Origin of the sequence: Nocardioides terrae, from assembly GCF_900112345.1 — a bacterium.
Taxonomy (GTDB): Bacteria; Actinomycetota; Actinomycetes; order Propionibacteriales; family Nocardioidaceae; genus Nocardioides; species Nocardioides terrae.
Map to the genome: position 1 here is coordinate 12,234 of NZ_FOLB01000010.1, position 15,377 is coordinate 27,610.

13 protein-coding genes are annotated in these 15,377 nt (G+C 72.9%); 8 read left to right on the top strand and 5 right to left on the bottom strand.

Annotation, left to right across the window (positions count from 1 at the left end; translation table 11 throughout):
- Positions 1 to 112 precede the first annotated feature (112 nt).
- The 7 genes from BM236_RS13635 (at position 113) to BM236_RS13665 (ending at position 7,210) form a co-directional block, all read left to right on the top strand.
- Complete coding sequence (locus BM236_RS13635; RefSeq protein WP_091125021.1) at positions 113 to 1,426, top strand: aspartate aminotransferase family protein; 1,314 nt, start codon at positions 113 to 115, stop codon at positions 1,424 to 1,426.
- Between the two features lie 21 nt (positions 1,427 to 1,447).
- Positions 1,448 to 2,836, top strand: a complete 1,389-nt coding sequence (locus tag BM236_RS13640; protein ID WP_091124778.1) for a bifunctional ADP-dependent NAD(P)H-hydrate dehydratase/NAD(P)H-hydrate epimerase — start codon at positions 1,448 to 1,450, stop codon at positions 2,834 to 2,836.
- 79 nt (positions 2,837 to 2,915) lie between these two features.
- Positions 2,916 to 4,082, top strand: coding sequence for an alanine racemase (gene alr / locus BM236_RS13645; protein WP_091124781.1), 1,167 nt, complete (start codon positions 2,916 to 2,918; stop codon positions 4,080 to 4,082).
- Positions 4,082 to 5,137 (top strand): alpha/beta fold hydrolase, encoded by a 1,056-nt coding sequence (locus tag BM236_RS13650; protein WP_091124783.1) that lies wholly within the window; start codon positions 4,082 to 4,084, stop codon positions 5,135 to 5,137. The genes alr and BM236_RS13650 overlap by 1 nt, the downstream gene beginning before the upstream one ends.
- Positions 5,134 to 6,126 (top strand): tRNA (adenosine(37)-N6)-threonylcarbamoyltransferase complex ATPase subunit type 1 TsaE, encoded by a 993-nt coding sequence (tsaE, locus tag BM236_RS13655; RefSeq protein ID WP_091124785.1) that lies wholly within the window; start codon positions 5,134 to 5,136, stop codon positions 6,124 to 6,126. The genes BM236_RS13650 and tsaE overlap by 4 nt, the downstream gene beginning before the upstream one ends.
- Complete coding sequence (gene tsaB / locus BM236_RS13660; RefSeq protein ID WP_175507689.1) at positions 6,126 to 6,749, top strand: tRNA (adenosine(37)-N6)-threonylcarbamoyltransferase complex dimerization subunit type 1 TsaB; 624 nt, start codon at positions 6,126 to 6,128, stop codon at positions 6,747 to 6,749. Before tsaE ends, tsaB begins: the two co-directional genes overlap by 1 nt.
- Complete coding sequence (locus tag BM236_RS13665) at positions 6,746 to 7,210, top strand: GNAT family N-acetyltransferase (protein ID WP_091124788.1); 465 nt, start codon at positions 6,746 to 6,748, stop codon at positions 7,208 to 7,210. Before tsaB ends, BM236_RS13665 begins: the two co-directional genes overlap by 4 nt.
- Here BM236_RS13665 and BM236_RS19240 read toward each other — a convergent pair.
- Entirely contained in the window at positions 7,198 to 9,141 is a 1,944-nt protein-coding gene (locus tag BM236_RS19240; RefSeq protein ID WP_217645339.1) for an HAD family acid phosphatase, read from the bottom strand. The two genes, BM236_RS13665 and BM236_RS19240, sit on opposite strands and share 13 nt — an antisense overlap.
- 129 nt (positions 9,142 to 9,270) lie before the next feature.
- On the opposite strand from BM236_RS19240, the gene tsaD reads away from it, so the two are divergent.
- Positions 9,271 to 10,320 (top strand): tRNA (adenosine(37)-N6)-threonylcarbamoyltransferase complex transferase subunit TsaD, encoded by a 1,050-nt coding sequence (gene tsaD, locus BM236_RS13675; RefSeq protein WP_091124790.1) that lies wholly within the window; start codon positions 9,271 to 9,273, stop codon positions 10,318 to 10,320.
- Between the two features lie 5 nt (positions 10,321 to 10,325).
- Here the strand turns inward: tsaD and BM236_RS13680 are convergent, their stop codons facing one another.
- The 4 genes from BM236_RS13680 to BM236_RS13695 all read right to left on the bottom strand — a co-directional run bounded on the left by BM236_RS13680 (position 10,326) and on the right by BM236_RS13695 (position 15,374).
- On the bottom strand, positions 10,326 to 12,443 hold the full coding sequence (locus tag BM236_RS13680; protein WP_091124792.1) for an MMPL family transporter: 2,118 nt from the start codon (positions 12,441 to 12,443) through the stop codon (positions 10,326 to 10,328).
- 123 nt (positions 12,444 to 12,566) lie between these two features.
- Positions 12,567 to 13,772, bottom strand: a complete 1,206-nt coding sequence (locus tag BM236_RS13685) for a hypothetical protein (protein WP_091124794.1) — start codon at positions 13,770 to 13,772, stop codon at positions 12,567 to 12,569.
- Positions 13,769 to 14,281 carry a SigE family RNA polymerase sigma factor gene (locus tag BM236_RS13690; RefSeq protein ID WP_091124796.1) on the bottom strand — a complete coding sequence of 171 codons (513 nt, stop codon included), beginning with the start codon at positions 14,279 to 14,281 and terminating at the stop codon, positions 13,769 to 13,771. Before BM236_RS13690 ends, BM236_RS13685 begins: the two co-directional genes overlap by 4 nt.
- A 151-nt stretch (positions 14,282 to 14,432) precedes the next feature.
- On the bottom strand, positions 14,433 to 15,374 hold the full coding sequence (locus tag BM236_RS13695; RefSeq protein ID WP_091124798.1) for a hypothetical protein: 942 nt from the start codon (positions 15,372 to 15,374) through the stop codon (positions 14,433 to 14,435).
- Between the last annotated feature and the right edge of the window lie 3 nt (positions 15,375 to 15,377).

Consider the following 15,377-nt stretch of genomic DNA (forward strand, 5'->3'; position numbering starts at 1 on the left):
GCGCTGCCGCGTCGGTATAGTCCGAAATGCGACGGTCGCGGTCCGCTTCGCCACGGATTCCGCACCGTTCGATGCCTGTTGCTGATGATTCCGTTACTGCATGGAGGGTTCGATGAGTGCTGACCTGGACGACCTGACCGTCTCCCTCGACCGGGCCCACGTCTTCCACTCGTGGTCGGCGCAGGGCGCCCTGGCACCGCTGTCGATCGCCGGGGGCAAGGGCTGCCAGGTCTGGGACCACAGCGGCCGGCAGTACCTCGACTTCTCCAGCCAGCTGGTCAACACCAACATCGGCCACCTGCACCCGAAGGTCGTCGAGGCGATCCAGGAGCAGGCGGCCCTGCTGCCGACCATCGCCCCCTCGACCGCCAACCTGGCCCGCGGCGAGGCAGCGAAGCGGATCGTGGAGCGTTCGCCCGACGGCTTCGGCAAGGTCTTCTTCACCAACGGCGGCGCCGACGCGATCGAGAACGCGATCCGGATGGCCCGCCTGCACACGGGCCGCGACAAGGTGCTCTCCACCTACCGCAGCTATCACGGCAACACCGGCGCCGCGGTCGTCGCCACCGGCGACTGGAGGCGGCTGCCCAACGAGTTCGCGCGCGGTCACGTGCACTTCTTCGGCCCCTACCTCTACCGCTCCGAGTTCTGGGCGACCACCCCCGAGGAGGAGTGCGCCCGGGCGCTCCACCACCTGCGCCGGGTGATCGAGGCCGAGGGCCCGTCGTCGATCGCGGCCGTCCTGCTCGAGACCATCCCGGGAACGGCCGGCGTCCTCGTCCCGCCGCCGGGCTACCTGCCCGGCGTACGTGCGCTCTGCGACGAGTTCGGGATCCTGCTGGTCCTCGACGAGGTCATGGCGGGCTTCGGCCGCACGGGGGAGTGGCTCGCCCTCGACGCGTTCAACGTCGACGGCGCCGTGGTCCCTGACCTGATCACCTTCGCCAAGGGCGTGAACTCCGGCTACGTCCCGGTCGGCGGCGTGATCATCAGCGACCCCGTGGCCGCGACGTTCGACGAGCGGGTCTTCCCCGGTGGGCTCACCTACTCCGGCCACCCGCTCGCCGCCGCCTCGATCGTCGCCACGCTCGACGCGATGGAGTCCGAGGGCATCGTCGCCAACGCGAAGCGGATCGGCCAGGACGTCCTCGGCCCCGGCCTGCGTGCGCTGGCCGCGAAGCACGACGTCATCGGCGAGGTCCGCGGCACCGGCGTCTTCTGGGCCCTCGAGCTGGTCTCGGACCGGGACGACCGCACGCCTCTCGCCGCCGCCGACATGGGCCGGCTCAAGGCAAGCCTCCTCGACCGCGGGCTGCTCCCGTTCGTGCAGGACAACCGCGTGCACGTCGTCCCGCCGTGCATCGTCACCGACGACGAGGTGGACCAGGCGCTGGCGATCTACGACGAGGCCCTCGCCGCGCTCTGAGCGAGGGGCTAGCGTTCGCCCGTGAGATCGGCACATACCGTCGAGCAGGTCCGCGCGGCCGAGGCCGCCCTGATGGCGACCCTACCCGACGGGGCGCTGATGCAGCGCGCGGCGACGGGGCTGGCGACGGCGGTCGCGGACCTTCTCGGCGGCGTCTACGGCCGCCGGATCGTGCTGCTGGTCGGGCCGGGCGACAACGGCGGCGATGCGCTGTACGCCGGCGGCGTGCTCGCCCGCCGGGGCGCGAGCGTCGAGGCGTGGCTGCTCGCCGACACCTGGCACGACGATGCCCTGGCCGCGCTGCGCCGCGCCGGCGGCCGGACGAGCGCCCCCCGCCCGCTGCGGGCCGGAGCGGTCGACGTCGTCGTCGACGGGGTCTTCGGCATCGGGGCCCGACCGGGCCTCCCGCCGCGCGTCGCGGAGGCGGTCATCCCGATCAGCTCCTCGATCCCGTTCGTGGCCGTCGACGTGCCCAGCGGCGTCGGCGTCGACACCGGCGAGGGCGGCGGGATGCACCTGCGGGCGGACCTCACCGTCACCTTCGGCACGCACAAGATCGCCCACCTGGCCGACCCGGCCGCCCAGGCCTGCGGCGTGGTGGAGCTCGTCGACATCGGGCTGGACCTGCCGCCGGCTCCGGTCGAGTCGCTCGGCGAGGCCGACGTGGCGGGGCTGCTGCCGCGGCCGCGGCCCGACGACCACAAGTACACCCGTGGCGTCGTCGGCGTCCGGGCCGGCAGCGCCACCTACCCGGGCGCCGGGCTGCTCGCCGTCGCAGGCGCGAACACCGGGCTGGCCGGCATGGTCCGCTACGTCGGCAGCGCGGCCGAGACGGTCAAGCAGCACCACCCCGAGGTGGTCGGGCCCGGCCGCGTCCAGGCCTGGGTGGTCGGGCCCGGCACGGCCGACGACGCCGAGCAGCACCTCGCCGAGGCGGTCGCGGACGACGTACCGCTCGTGGTCGACGCCGACGCGCTCGGGCACGTGACCGCCCCGCTCCCACAGGCGGTCCTGACGCCGCACGCGGGCGAGCTGGCCGCGATGCTCGGCGTGGAGCGCAAGGCGGTCGAGGCCGCCCCGCTGCGGCACGCCACCGACGCCGCTGCGCGCTTCGGCTGTGTCGTGCTGCTCAAGGGCAACCACACCGGGATCGCCGGTGAGCGGGTCCGCATCACGACCGCGGGCACGCCGTGGCTGGCGACCGCGGGAGCCGGCGACGTGCTCAGCGGTCTCATCGGCGCGCTGCTGGCCGCCGGCCTGGCGCCCTTCGACGCCGCGAGCGTCGGGTCCTGGCTGCACGGCGCCGCCGGCACGCTGGCGAGTGACGGCGGCCCGATCACCGCGACCGACCTGGCGCGGGCGATCCCTCGCGTGGTCCAGCAGATCGCGGTGAGACACTGGGGGCTATGAGCCCGACCACCGTGACTCGCAGAGGCGACTCGCGCAGGCGGCTCCTCCTGCTGATGGCGGCCGCGAACGGGCTTCCCGGATGAGCCGCGCGGAGATCGTCGTCGACGTCGCCGCGATCCGCCACAACGTCCGCCGGCTGGCGCAGTTCACGCAGACGCCGGTGATGGCCGTGGCGAAGGCGGACGGCTACGGCCACGGCATGCTCCCCGCGGCGCGCGCCGCCCGCGAGGCGGGCGCGCGGTGGATCGGTGTCGCCACTCTCGACGAGGCGCTCGCGCTGCGCGACGACGGCGACGCCGGCCACGTCCTCTGCTGGCTGACCGTCCCGGGCGACGACCTGATGCCCGCCGTCGCCCGCGGCATCGACGTCACGGCCTACACAACCGACGAGCTGGACGCCATCGCGCAGGCGGCAGGCCGCGCCGGCCGCAAGGCCCGCGTGCAGCTCAAGATCGACACCGGGCTCTCCCGCGGCGGCGCGACGGCGGCGCACTGGCCGGACCTGGTCGCCCGAGCCCGGGCGGGCGAGGAGGCCGGGACGTGGCGGATCACCGGCATCTGGTCGCACTTCGCGAGCAGCGAGCTCCCCGACGATCCCGCCAACGACGCCCAGGAGAAGCTCTTCCGCGAGGCGCTCGACCTCGCCGGCGCGGCGGGTCTGCAGCCCGAGGTGCGCCACCTCGCCAACAGCGCCGCCGCGATCCTCCGGCCGAGCGCCCGCTTCGACCTGGTCAGGTGCGGCATCGCGACGTACGGCCTCGACCCGGCGCCGGGCCTCACCCCGTCCGACCTCGGCCTGCGGCCGGCGATGACCGTGCGGGCCGACCTCGCGCTGGTCAAGCACGTCGACGCGGGGGCGGCGGTGTCCTACAACGGGCGCTGGGTCGCGCCCGCGGCGACGACGCTGGGCCTGGTCCCGGTCGGGTACGCCGACGGCGTCCTGCGCAGCGCCGCCAACCGGGCCGAGGTGCTCGTCGGCGGCGCCCGCCGGCCGATCCGCGGCAGCGTCTGCATGGACCAGGTCGTCGTCGACCTGTCCGGAGACGAGCCCGACCCGGGCGAGCCGGTCATCCTCTTCGGGCCGGGCGACGACGGTGAGCCGACCGCCGAGGACTGGGCCGAGGCGGCCGGCACCATCAGCTACGAGATCGTGACCCGCATGGGCGGGCGTCTGACCCGCCGGGTCGTGGATACCGAGCGCGACGACAGGCTCGAGGACGGGCCCGACGACAGCAGGGAGCAGTAGTGGGCCTCACCGCACGCATCGCCGGCGCCGTCGCCGGCGCGGCCGGCATCGCTGCGACGGGCGCGGCGGTCGGGGTGGCGCAGCGACGCCGGACGATCGCGCGGCGCTCGGGCGACCAGGCGCCGTTCGGGTCGCTCCACTCGCCGGCCCACACCGTGATCACCGACGACGGCGTCCCGCTGCACGTCGAGGTGGACGAGGCGCCCGATGCCGAGTCGCCGGTCACGGTGGTGTTCGTGCACGGCTACTCCCTCAACCTCGACTGCTGGCACTTCCAGCGGGCCGCCTTCCGCGGGCTGGTCCGCACGGTGTTCTACGACCAGCGCTCCCACGGCCGGTCGGGCCGCGGCCCGGTCACCGGGGGCACCATCGACCAGCTCGGCCGCGACCTCAAGGGCGTCCTCGACGCGGTGGTCCCCGACGGCCCGGTGGTCCTGGTCGGCCACTCGATGGGCGGGATGACGATCGTGGCACTCGCCGAGCTCCACCCCGAGCTCTTCGCCCCGGACGGCAAGGTCGTCGGGGTCGCCCTCATCGCCACGACCGCGGGTGGGCTCGACCCGGCCCGGCTACTCCTCCCGCTGGTGCCGCGCCGGCTCAGCTCGGGGATCACCGACAGCACCCTGCGCACGCTCGCCCGCGGTCACCGGGCCGTGGACGGCGTACGTCGCCTCGGCCGGTCGATCGCGACGGTGGTGACCGACGCCTACGCGTTCGGCGACGCGGTGCCGCAGTCCTACGTCGAGTTCGTCGACGACATGCTGTCGGCGACGCCGTTCCAGGTGGTCGCGGAGTTCTTCCCCGGCATGCGTGAGCTCGACAAGTTCGACCACGTCGGGGTGCTCGGGATGATCCCGACGACGATCATCGGCGGCACCGCTGACAAGCTCACCTCGATCGGGCACAGCCGCAAGCTGCACAGCCGGATCCCCGGCTCGACCCTCGTCGAGTGCGAGGGCGCCGGCCACATGGTGATCCTCGAGCGGCACGGACAGGTCAATGCCTGCCTCGACCAGCTGCTCGCCGCCGCCTCCGCCGGGTCGGGTGCCCGATGAGCACACCGCTGACGTGGGACCTTGGGCTCGTCACCGTCCGCCGGGTCGGCCCCGAGGAGGCGCCGACGGTCCTCGACATCGTGCAGGAGGCCTTCGGGGCGCGCCCGCCCCTCGACCCGCCGGCGGCCGCCCTGCAGGAGACCGAGGAGACGATCGCGACCCGGCTGTCGTCGTACGGCGGCCTGGTGGCGAGCGTCGACGACCGGCCCGTCGGCGCGCTGGTGATGGACCCGGTCGGCCACACCGTCTACCTGCGCCGCTTCGCCGTGCGACCGGAGGCGCAGCAGCACGGCGTGGCCCACGCGATGGTCGCCGCCGCGGTCGAGGCCGCGGACGGCTTCGCCGACCTCACCGTGATCGCCCGCGAGGAGCTGCCGCACAACGTGCGCTTCTGGGAGAAGCAGGGCTTCCACGAGGTCGCCCGCCACTCGCCCGACATCGAGCTGCGCCGGCCGCTGCGCACCCATGTCGTGGAGGTGCCGCAACCCGACGAGATGCGCGAGCTGGGGGAGCGGCTGGCGACCCAGCTGCGCGCCGGTGACCTGCTGGTGCTGACCGGTGAGCTGGGGGCGGGGAAGACGACCTTCACCCAGGGACTCGGCACCGGGCTCGGCGTACGCGGCGCTGTCACCTCACCGACCTTCGTCATCGCACGGGTGCACCCCTCGGAGGTCGGCGGCCCGGCCCTGGTGCACGTCGACGCCTACCGGCTGGGCGGCGGCAGCGACCCACGCGCCGAGCTCGACGACCTCGACCTCGACGCCGACCTCGACGCCGCGGTGACGGTGGTCGAATGGGGGGAGGGCCTGGCCGAGGGGCTCGCCGAGTCGCGGCTGGAGATCCGGATCGTGCGGGCCCTGACCGTCGACGAGCTCATCGACGACCGGGATCCCCGCCGCGTCGAGATCACGCCGGTCGGTCCGCGCTGGCACGACGTCGACTGGTCGGCCGTCGACGCGGACCTCCACCACGAGGGAGCCACACACTGATGCTCTTGGCCTTCGACACCGCCACCCCCTCCGTGACCGTCGCGCTCCACGACGGCGCCGACGTGGTCGCCGAGCTCGGCTCCGAGCGCGCGATGAGCCACGGCGAGCAGCTGGCCCCGCTGATCGACCGGGTCCTGCGCGAGGCCGGCGCCGAGCGGCACGACCTCACCGCCGTCGCGGTCGGCGCGGGGCCCGGACCGTTCACCGGCCTGCGCGTCGGCCTGGTCACCGCCCGCACCCTCGGCTACGCGTTGGAGGTTCCCGTCTACGCCGTCTGCACCCTCGACGTGCTCGCGGTCGAGGCGCTCGACACCGGCGCCGTCCACGGACCGTTCAGCGTCGCCACCGACGCTCGCCGCAAGGAGGTCTACCTCGCGACCTACGGCGAGAACGGCGAGCGGCTGACCGGCCCCGTCGTCGCCAAGCCCGCGGCCCTCGCCACCGACGGCCCCGTCGTCGGGGAGGGCGCCGTGCTCTACCCGGACGCCTTCCCGAAGCCCGTCGGCCCCACCCGGCCGAGCGCGGGCTGGCTGGCCCGGGCGGTCGCCGAGGAGCGTGCCGAGCTGCTCGACCCCGAGCCGCTCTACCTGCGCCGCCCCGACGCGGTCGCCAAGCACGGATGACAACGGTCCGTCCGGCCACCCTCGACGACATCCCGGCGGTCGTCCTGCTCGAGCTCGACGGGTTCCCCGGCGACGCCTGGACGGCCGACTACCTGCGCATCGCGGCCGAGGGCGGCATGCCGACGGTCCGGCTGCTGGTCGCTGAGTCCGACGGCCCCGACCGCACGGTCGTCGGCCACGCGATCGCCAGCATCGTCTTCGAGGTCGCCGAGCTCCAGCGGATCGCGGTCGGGCCGGCGTACCGCCGCCGTGGCCATGCGCAAGCGCTCCTCGCCGCGGTCATCGAGCAGGCCACCGCCGAGGGAGCCGAGCGGCTGGTGCTCGAGGTCCGCGAGACCAACGAGCCCGCGCTCGCCTTCTACGCGAGCGCGGGCTTCGTCGAGATCGACCGGCGGCCCCGCTACTACCGTGACGGGACCACCGGCGTCGTGCTTGAGCTGACCCTGGATCAGGGCAGGTAGTACGTCGGGTTCGGCAGCTTGTACGTCGAGTCCGCGTACCCGCCGTGCAGGTCGGAGAACTGGTCGCCCAGGTTGGCCACGATGTCGAGGCCCTTCTGGGTCTCCAGGTACTCCCGCGTACCGGCCTTGTACTCGATGGTCGAGCAGACCTTGTCGTCGCCGCAGTCGATGTACGACGGCTGCGGCGCGCCGCTCACCCACTTGGTGTAGTAGTTCGCGGCGGTGAACAGAGGCCTGCCCGCGGCGTCGACGTACCCGACCTTGGTCAGGTTGTCGATCGTGGCCGCCTGCTGGCCGGTGTTCCGGCCGGTGAGGCCGACGATCGTGCAGCCGGCCGCCTGGACCGCCTTGACCACTGCCGGCATGCCGGGCGTGGCCAGGAACCACTCGTTCTGCACCCAGTCGTTCTGCAGGGTCGGGTTGAAGTTGAACTGCATGCCGGCGTGCGGGGCGGTCGGGTTGCCGTCCTCCATGTCGTAGGTCCACAGCGTGGTGTCGTCGGCGTCGAAGACGGCGGCCGGCGACCTCGGCACGGTGATCCCGGCGAGGGTCCGCTGAGCACGGGCCAGCCTCCGCTCGGCCCTGGTCAGGACGCGCTCGGCGGCCGCGAGCCTCCGCTTGGCCGCGCGCTTGGCCCTACCGTGCGACCGCTTCACCGCGCGCTTCGCCTTGCGGACGTCCCTCGCGGCGTCCCGCACCGCGCGAGCGTCCTCGGTCACGACGGCACGGGCGCCGACGATCGCGGTCTGGGCGGCCGCGACCTTCGCCGCGCCGCGCTGGCACGCGGTCGTGATCTGCGAGGTCCAGGCGGACTCGAGCGAGGCCAGCTGGCTGATGTAGGGCGAGCTGGTCTTGTCGGCGATGCCGCCGGTCGCGCCGTAGTAGGCCCGGATCAGCGTCGCGACGTTGCCCTCGTTCGGGATGTTGTCGCCGTCGGTGGTCGTCGCGCCCGTGGAGCCGTCGGGAGCCATCGTGTAGTGGGTCGGCGGCTTCATGTCGGCGTCGCTCGCCGGGGCTCCCGCGATGTTCGGGCTGCCCAGGTAGTACGTCGGGTTCGGGACCTTCTGCGTGTCGTCGGCGAAGCCACCCTGGAGGTCGCTCCACTGGTCGCCGACGTTCATCACGATGTCGGCGCCGCCGTCCTCCAGGTGCTGGCGCGTGAGCGCCTTGTACTGGACGGTCGTGCACTTGGAGAGGGTCGCGGTGGCGACGATCGCGCAGCCGGTGATGTAGCTCGGCTGCGAGGCGTTGTCGGCCGGCTTCGTGTAGAGGTTGTCGGCGTCGAACAGCGGCCCGTTGGAGTCGGCGTACCCGACCCCGGTGAGGTTGCCGATCGTGTCGTCCTCCTGGCCCGCCGGCCGGCCCGTGATGCCGTAGATCGCGTAGCCCTCGGCGGCCAGGGTCTTCACCGCGGCGACCATGCCCGGCACCGCCGGCATGAGCTGGTGCGTCACCCAGTTGCCGTTCAGCGCCGGAGAGTAGTTGTAGTTCATCTCCTCCTCGTTGGCGTAGTCCGAGAGGAGGGTGGAGTCCACGTCGAAGACGACGGCATCCGCTGCGCCAGGGACGTCGGGGAGCGCGTCGAGGAGACCCTCGGCGACCGCCGTGGTGTTCTTGGCGTACGCCGACGTCGTCAGGTTCGGCAGGTAGGTCGTGGCCGGAGCCGACGCGTCGAAGGCGTGGGCGGGGTTGTCGCCCTTCGTCGCACCGTAGTAGGCCCGGATCGTCGACTTGACCGAGTCGATGTTCGGGATGGCGCTGCCGTCGGTCGGCGCGACCACGGTGCCGTCCTGGTGGACGGTGTAGTCGAAGCTGGTCGCGGGGTTGAGCTGACCGGCAGCCTGTGCGGTCGGCGCTGCGGCGAGCCCGGCGGCCACCAGGGCCGCCGAGGCCGCGACGGTGGTCGCGGCCTTGGTGTGGATGAGTCTCATGCTCTCTCCGGAAGAAAGGCGATAGGAGTTCGGAACCTAATACACCGGCCGTTCTTCCGGGAGTGGCAAACGTTCACCAAGTCGGGAGCGGCCGGCGGTGCCCTCGGAGCGCCACGGCACAATGGCCGCATGACCGCCGACGAACCGCTTGTCCTCGGGATCGAGACCTCCTGCGACGAGACCGGCGTCGGCATCGTCCGCGGCCACACGCTCCTGGCCGACGCCATCGCGAGCAGCGTCGACGAGCACGCCCGCTTCGGCGGTGTCGTGCCCGAGGTCGCCTCTCGCGCGCACCTCGAGGCGATGGTCCCGACCATCGAGCGGGCCTGCGAGACGGCCGGGATCAGGCCCTACGACGTCGACGCGATCGCGGTCACCAGCGGGCCGGGCCTCGCCGGCGCGCTCCTGGTCGGCGTCGCTGCCGCCAAGGCGCTCGCCTTCGCGCTCGGCAAGCCGCTGTACGGCGTCAACCACCTGGCCTCGCATGTGGCGGTCGACCAGCTCGAGCACGGGCCGCTGCCCGAGCCGACGATCGCGATGCTCGTCAGCGGAGGGCACTCCTCGCTGCTGCGGGTCACCGACGTCACCGGCGGGGTGGAGCCGATGGGCGCCACGATCGACGACGCGGCGGGGGAGGCGTTCGACAAGGTCGCCCGGCTGCTCGGGCTCGGCTTCCCCGGCGGTCCGGTGATCGACCGGGAGGCGCGCTCCGGGTCGTCGGTCGCCATCGACTTCCCGCGCGGCCTGACCGCCCGGCACGACCTCGAGCGGCACCGGTTCGACTTCTCGTTCTCCGGCCTCAAGACCGCCGTGGCCCGCTGGGTCGAGGCGCGGGAGCGCTCGGGTGAGCCGGTGCCGATCGCTGACGTCGCCGCGTCCTTCCAGGAGGCGGTGTGCGACGTCCTCGTCCGCAAGGCGCTCGACGCCGCGTCCTCCGAGGGGATCGAGGACCTGGTGATCGGCGGCGGTGTCGCGGCCAACTCACGGCTGCGGGTGCTCGCGGAGTCGCGCGCTGCCGACCTCGGCATCCGCGTCCGCGTCCCGCGCCCCGGCCTGTGCACCGACAACGGCGCCATGGTCGCCGCACTCGGTGCCGAGATGGTCGCCCGCGGCCGTACGCCGTCCCCGCTCGACCTGCCCGCCGACTCCTCCCAGCCGATCACCACCGTCCTCGTCTGAGGCGGTCAGACCTCGGACATCTCCGTCGGGGCCTTCTCGTCACCGTGGCCCGGCCACCAGGCGGCGTGGCCGATGATCGCGGTGAGCGCCGGCGTGAAGAACATCGCCATGACGAAGGCGGCGACGGCGATGCCGAACGAGATCGCGAAGCCCATCGACGTCAGCAGGGAGTTGCCGGCCAGCATCAGCGAGGCGAACGTTCCGGCCAGGATGAGACCGGCCGCGCCGACGGTCGGTCCGGCATGGCGGACCGCCAGGGCCGCAGCCTCACGCGGTGGTCGGCCCTCGCGCGCCTCCTCCCGCAGTCGGGCGATCATCAAGATGTTGTAGTCGGTGCCGAGCGCGACCACGAACAGGTAGATGTAGATCGGCAGCAGGAAGATCAGCCCTGTGTCCCCGGCGATGTGCTGGAAGACGATCACCGAGGCGCCGAGCGTCGCGGCGAAGCCGAGGCCGACGGAGACCATGAGGTACCACGGCGCGACCAGCGACCTCAGCAGCAGCCCGAGGATGAGCAGGATGATGACCGCCGCGACGGGGAAGACGACGGCGTAGTCCCGGTTCATCGCGGCCTTGAAGTCGACGAAGACGGAGGTGATGCCGCCGACGTAGGCCGTGGCCCCGTCGGGTGCGGCGTCGTGGACGGCCGGCCGGATGACGTCGCGGACAGCGACGAGCGCGGTGTCGGAGGCCGGGTCGTGGTCCAGCACGGTCATCACGACGGCGGTCGACGGGTCGGCCGGTGAGATCTGGCCGCTGATCACCTGGGCGATGCCGTCGACGTTCTTCAGCGAGTCGGCGAAGGAGTCGACGGCGGCCTGGGAGAGGTCACCCTTCGACTTGAGCACGACGGGCGTGGGCTGCGTCGCGCCGGCGGAGAACCCGCCGTCCTCCAGGGTCTTGGTGGCCGTGGCGGACTCGACGTCTGACGCCGAGCTCGACGCCCCGAGGTCGAAGGTGGGGTTGAAGCCGAGGGCGAAGACGGCGAGGACGGCGAGCAGGCCGCCCGACGCGATCGCGTAGCGGACGGGGTTCTTCCCCAGTGAGGTGCCGATCCTGGCGAAGCGGCTGCCGGTCGACGGGCGCTTCCACTTCTTGGAGGGCCAGAAGAGCGCCCGGCCGAGGACGGTGACGACGGCCGGGACGAGCGTCAGCGCGGCGATCACGGTGACCGCGACGGCGATCGCCAGCGACGGGCCGATCGAGCGGAAGATGCCGAGCGTCGAGAGGACCAGCGTCATGAAAGCGACGAAGACGGCCGCCCCGGCGGAGGCGATCGCCTCGCCGGCCCGCTCGATGGCGTGCGCCACGGCGTTGCGGTGCTCGTCGCCGTCGCGCATCCGCTCCCGGTAGCGGAACAGGAAGAAGAGGATGTAGTCCGTGCCGATGCCGAAGAGGACCACGATCAGGATGACGCTCGTCGAGGGGTCCTTCTGCAGGCCGAAGAGCTTGGCCGCGGTGTCGATGAGACCGTTCGCGACGGGCGTCAGGAAGAAGCCGATGATGAAGATCGGGAGCAGTGTGATGATGACGCTGCGGAAGATCAGGGCGAGCAGCACGATGATGAGCAGGATGGTCGCGAGGCCGACGATCGCCTCGGCGTTGCTGCCCGACTCCGACTGGTCGTAGGTCTGCGGCAGCGATCCGGTGGTCTGGGCCCGCAGGCCCGTCCCCTTGGTCGCGTCCTTCAGTCCGTCACGCAGGTCCTTGACCTGGTTGTAGTCCTCCGGGTCCTGCCCGGTGACGCCCTTGGCGAGGGTGAGGTTGGCGATCGCGACCTGGTTGGTCGGCGACACCTGCGGGTCCTGCGCTCCGGTGAAGACCTTGGGCAGGTCGAGACCGGTCACGATCTCGCCGACCTTCGACACGTCCGCCTGGGTGAGCTTCGACCCGTCGGTGCGGTCGAAGACCACCGTGGCGCCCGAGTCCTGCTGCTGCGGAAAGGCGTCGGTGATCAGGGACGTGGCCTTGATCGACTCGTACTTGTCGGGCAGGAAGTCGGCCTGGTCCGTCGTCGCCTCGACCTTCGGGTGGAAGGCCACCACGACGACGGCGAGCACGATCCACGCGGCGATCACGAACCAGGGACGACGAGAGGCCAGGCGGCCCAGCGCAGCGAACATGGGCAAGAACCTAGCGGCTGCGCCGGGCCGGCCCCGCACCGTTGAGAGAGGTCCGGACGAACATCACGTGACACCCCTGACAGATGTCACTGACGCGGCGTCAGGGTCCCGGCCGGGTCCGGGTCACTGGGTCCCGAAGACGTACGCCGGCTGCTCGCCGCCGCCCTTCTGCGCCGTGCCGCGGCCGACCGTGAAGCCGTCGCCGGAGAGCCGGACCAGCGACCACTCGCCGCTGCCGCGGTCGTAGAGGTCGGCGAGCAGCTCGTCGCCGTCCCAGGTCCAGCTCCCGAAGTAGCCGTTCTCGGGTGCCACGAAGGCCGCGACGGGCAGCAGGTCGGCCGCCGTACGGATCCAGATCGTGCTGGTGGCGGTGGCGGAGTCCCAGTCGGTGCTTCCCGGGATCCGGTGCTCGCGGTCGCCGACCAGCGCGACGTAGCGGCCGTTCGGGCTGAACGAGTTGACCCCTGCCCAGTCCACCGTCCAGCGGGTCGCACCGTCGGGGTCGCGCGCCTCCCAGGTGCCGTCGCTGCGGCCGTAGGCGACGAGCCCCGTCGGCACGGACGTCACCGCCGTGGCCGGGGAGGGCACGGACTCGATCGTGTCGGTGGCCAGGTGGACGACCTCGACGCCGTCGGCGCCCTGGACGACCACGTCCCCGTTGGGCATGACGCCGTAGATCTGCGACCACTCCAGGCCGGTCCCGAGGTCGACGACGTGGTCGCCGGCGGTCAGGGTCGTCCGGGTGTTGTGCTGGGTGAGGGTGACGATCTCGCCACGCGGCCCGACTGCCAGGCCGCGCTCGAAGGTAGGCACGGGCTGGCCCACCCGCTGGCCGGCGTCGGTGACGCGCACCAGGTCGGCGTGGGCCTCGTCGAGGACGACGACGACCCAGTCGCCGGACGCCTCGTCACGCACGAAGGTGGCCGGGCGGTCGGGGAAGGGGGTGACCGAGCCGTCGCTGTCGATGATCTGCCCGTCGGACCAGTAGGGCACCCGCGGCTCGGCACCGGAGGTCTGGTCGGCCGGGACGGCGAGCTTCACCGCGAAGACCGGCCCGACGGCGTTCGCGTCCTGGGCCGTCGGCGTTGCGCTCGGTGTGGCGTCCGCGGTCTGGCTGGCCGGCGGCACGCTGTCGTTGCCGGAGTCCGACGGCGCGATCGCCACGCCGAGGCCGGCGATGGCGGCGACCGCGGCGGCGGTGCCGAGCACCGCTGTCGTCGTACGACGCCGCCGGATCTGCTTCGCCCGGCCGCGGACCTGCTCGAGGGAGAGGGGGGTGGGTGCCGAGGCGTCGGCGACGCGGGTCAGGGCGTCCTTGAAGTCGTTCATCGCTCCTCCAGCCCGGAGGCGAGGTCGGGGTGAGTGGCACGGAGCGTCGCGAGGGCGCGTGACGCCTGGGACTTGACCGTCCCGGTGGAGATGCCGAGGACGTCGGCGATCTCCGCCTCGCTCAGCTCCTCGTAGTAGCGCAGCACGACGACCGCCCGCTGGCGCGTCGGCAGCGAGGTGACCGCGCGCCACACCGCGTCGGCCCGTCCGTCGTCGTAGGTCTCCTCGCGGCTGCGCTCGGGCAGCACGTCGGCGACGACCTCGCGCCGGCGCCACGGGCGCCGCCACAGCGACGTGGTCTCGTTCGCGATGATCCGGCGGACGTAGCCGTCGACGGAGTCGCGCTCGCGGACCTTGTCCCACGAGAGGTAGAGCTTCGCGAGCGCGGTGGCGACGACGTCCTCGGCGATGTGCCGGTCGCCGGTCAGCAGGAAGGCCGTACGGAGCAGGGCGGGCTGCCGGGCTTGCATGTAGGCCGCGAAGTCGGCATCGCGGGTCCGGTCGGCCATGCCACCTCCTCGGTCCACGCCAGGCGCGAGTGCTGTCGGGTCCATCCTGTCCTCCTCGCGCCCGGTCGTGCCGGTCGAGCTCGTCGGGGCCCGGTGTGTTCGGGCCTGTCACGAGGAGGACGCGATCCGGTCCGTCAGGGTTGCATCGCGGCTAGGGCAGCACCAGCGCGGCACGCCCCGGGTCCTTGCCGCCGCCGGCGAGGAACAGGTCGTCGAAGGCGCCGTCGACGGCATCCATCCGGGACAGCCGGGACTCCCGCGTGGTGGCGTCGTAGCTGACCACGAGCAGCGCGCCGTCGCTCTCCCAAGCCACGTCGAGGACCCGGCCGATGCGTACGTCCAGGACCGGCGAGGCGTGCCGCAGGCCGATCCGCACCCGGCGCGGGTACACCTCAGCGACGTAGCGGCCGTCCGGGCTGACCAGATCGCCGTCCTCGTCGCACGACCGCCAGGGCTCGCGTGGCTCCGTCGACGACTCCCACCCGCGGCACGCGGGCGAGAGGAGGCGGCCGTCGGTCGTCCGGGCCGGCCCGGGGTCGTCGGCCTCGAGCTCCATGACCGGGCCGTCGGGCGTGCGCCAGGCGACGGCCGTCCCGTCCCGCCGTCGCGCCAGGTCGCCCTCGATGGGGTACGTCGACCGCGGACCGCGCGTGCCGACGACCGTGACGCTGCCGTCCCCGACCAGCACCACGCGACCGTCGGTGAGGCGGGCGAGGTCGTGCCACCGACCGTCCGGCAGTGCCCGCTGCCGGCCGTCGACGTCATGGAGGATGCCGTTGCGGATGTAGGGCAGGCCCGGCGCCGCCGGCGTACCGCCGTCGAGCTCCTCGAGCGAGCCGACGTAGGGCGTGCTCGAGGGGCTCGGCGGCGTGGAGGCCGCCGTCGACCGGCGTGGCGTGGCCGGCGGGTCGTCGAGGGCGCCGTGGGCGACCGCCCAGCCACCGGCGGCGAGGAGTGCGACCGCGATCAGCAGCGCCGTGCCGCGTCGGCCCAGGCGGGCGGTCAGCCGGCCGGCCAGTCGGGCGGCCAGTCGGGTGAGGGGACCGTTCGGCCGCCGCGGTGGGCCGCCGAGGTCCAGCTGCTCCTCGCTCACGTC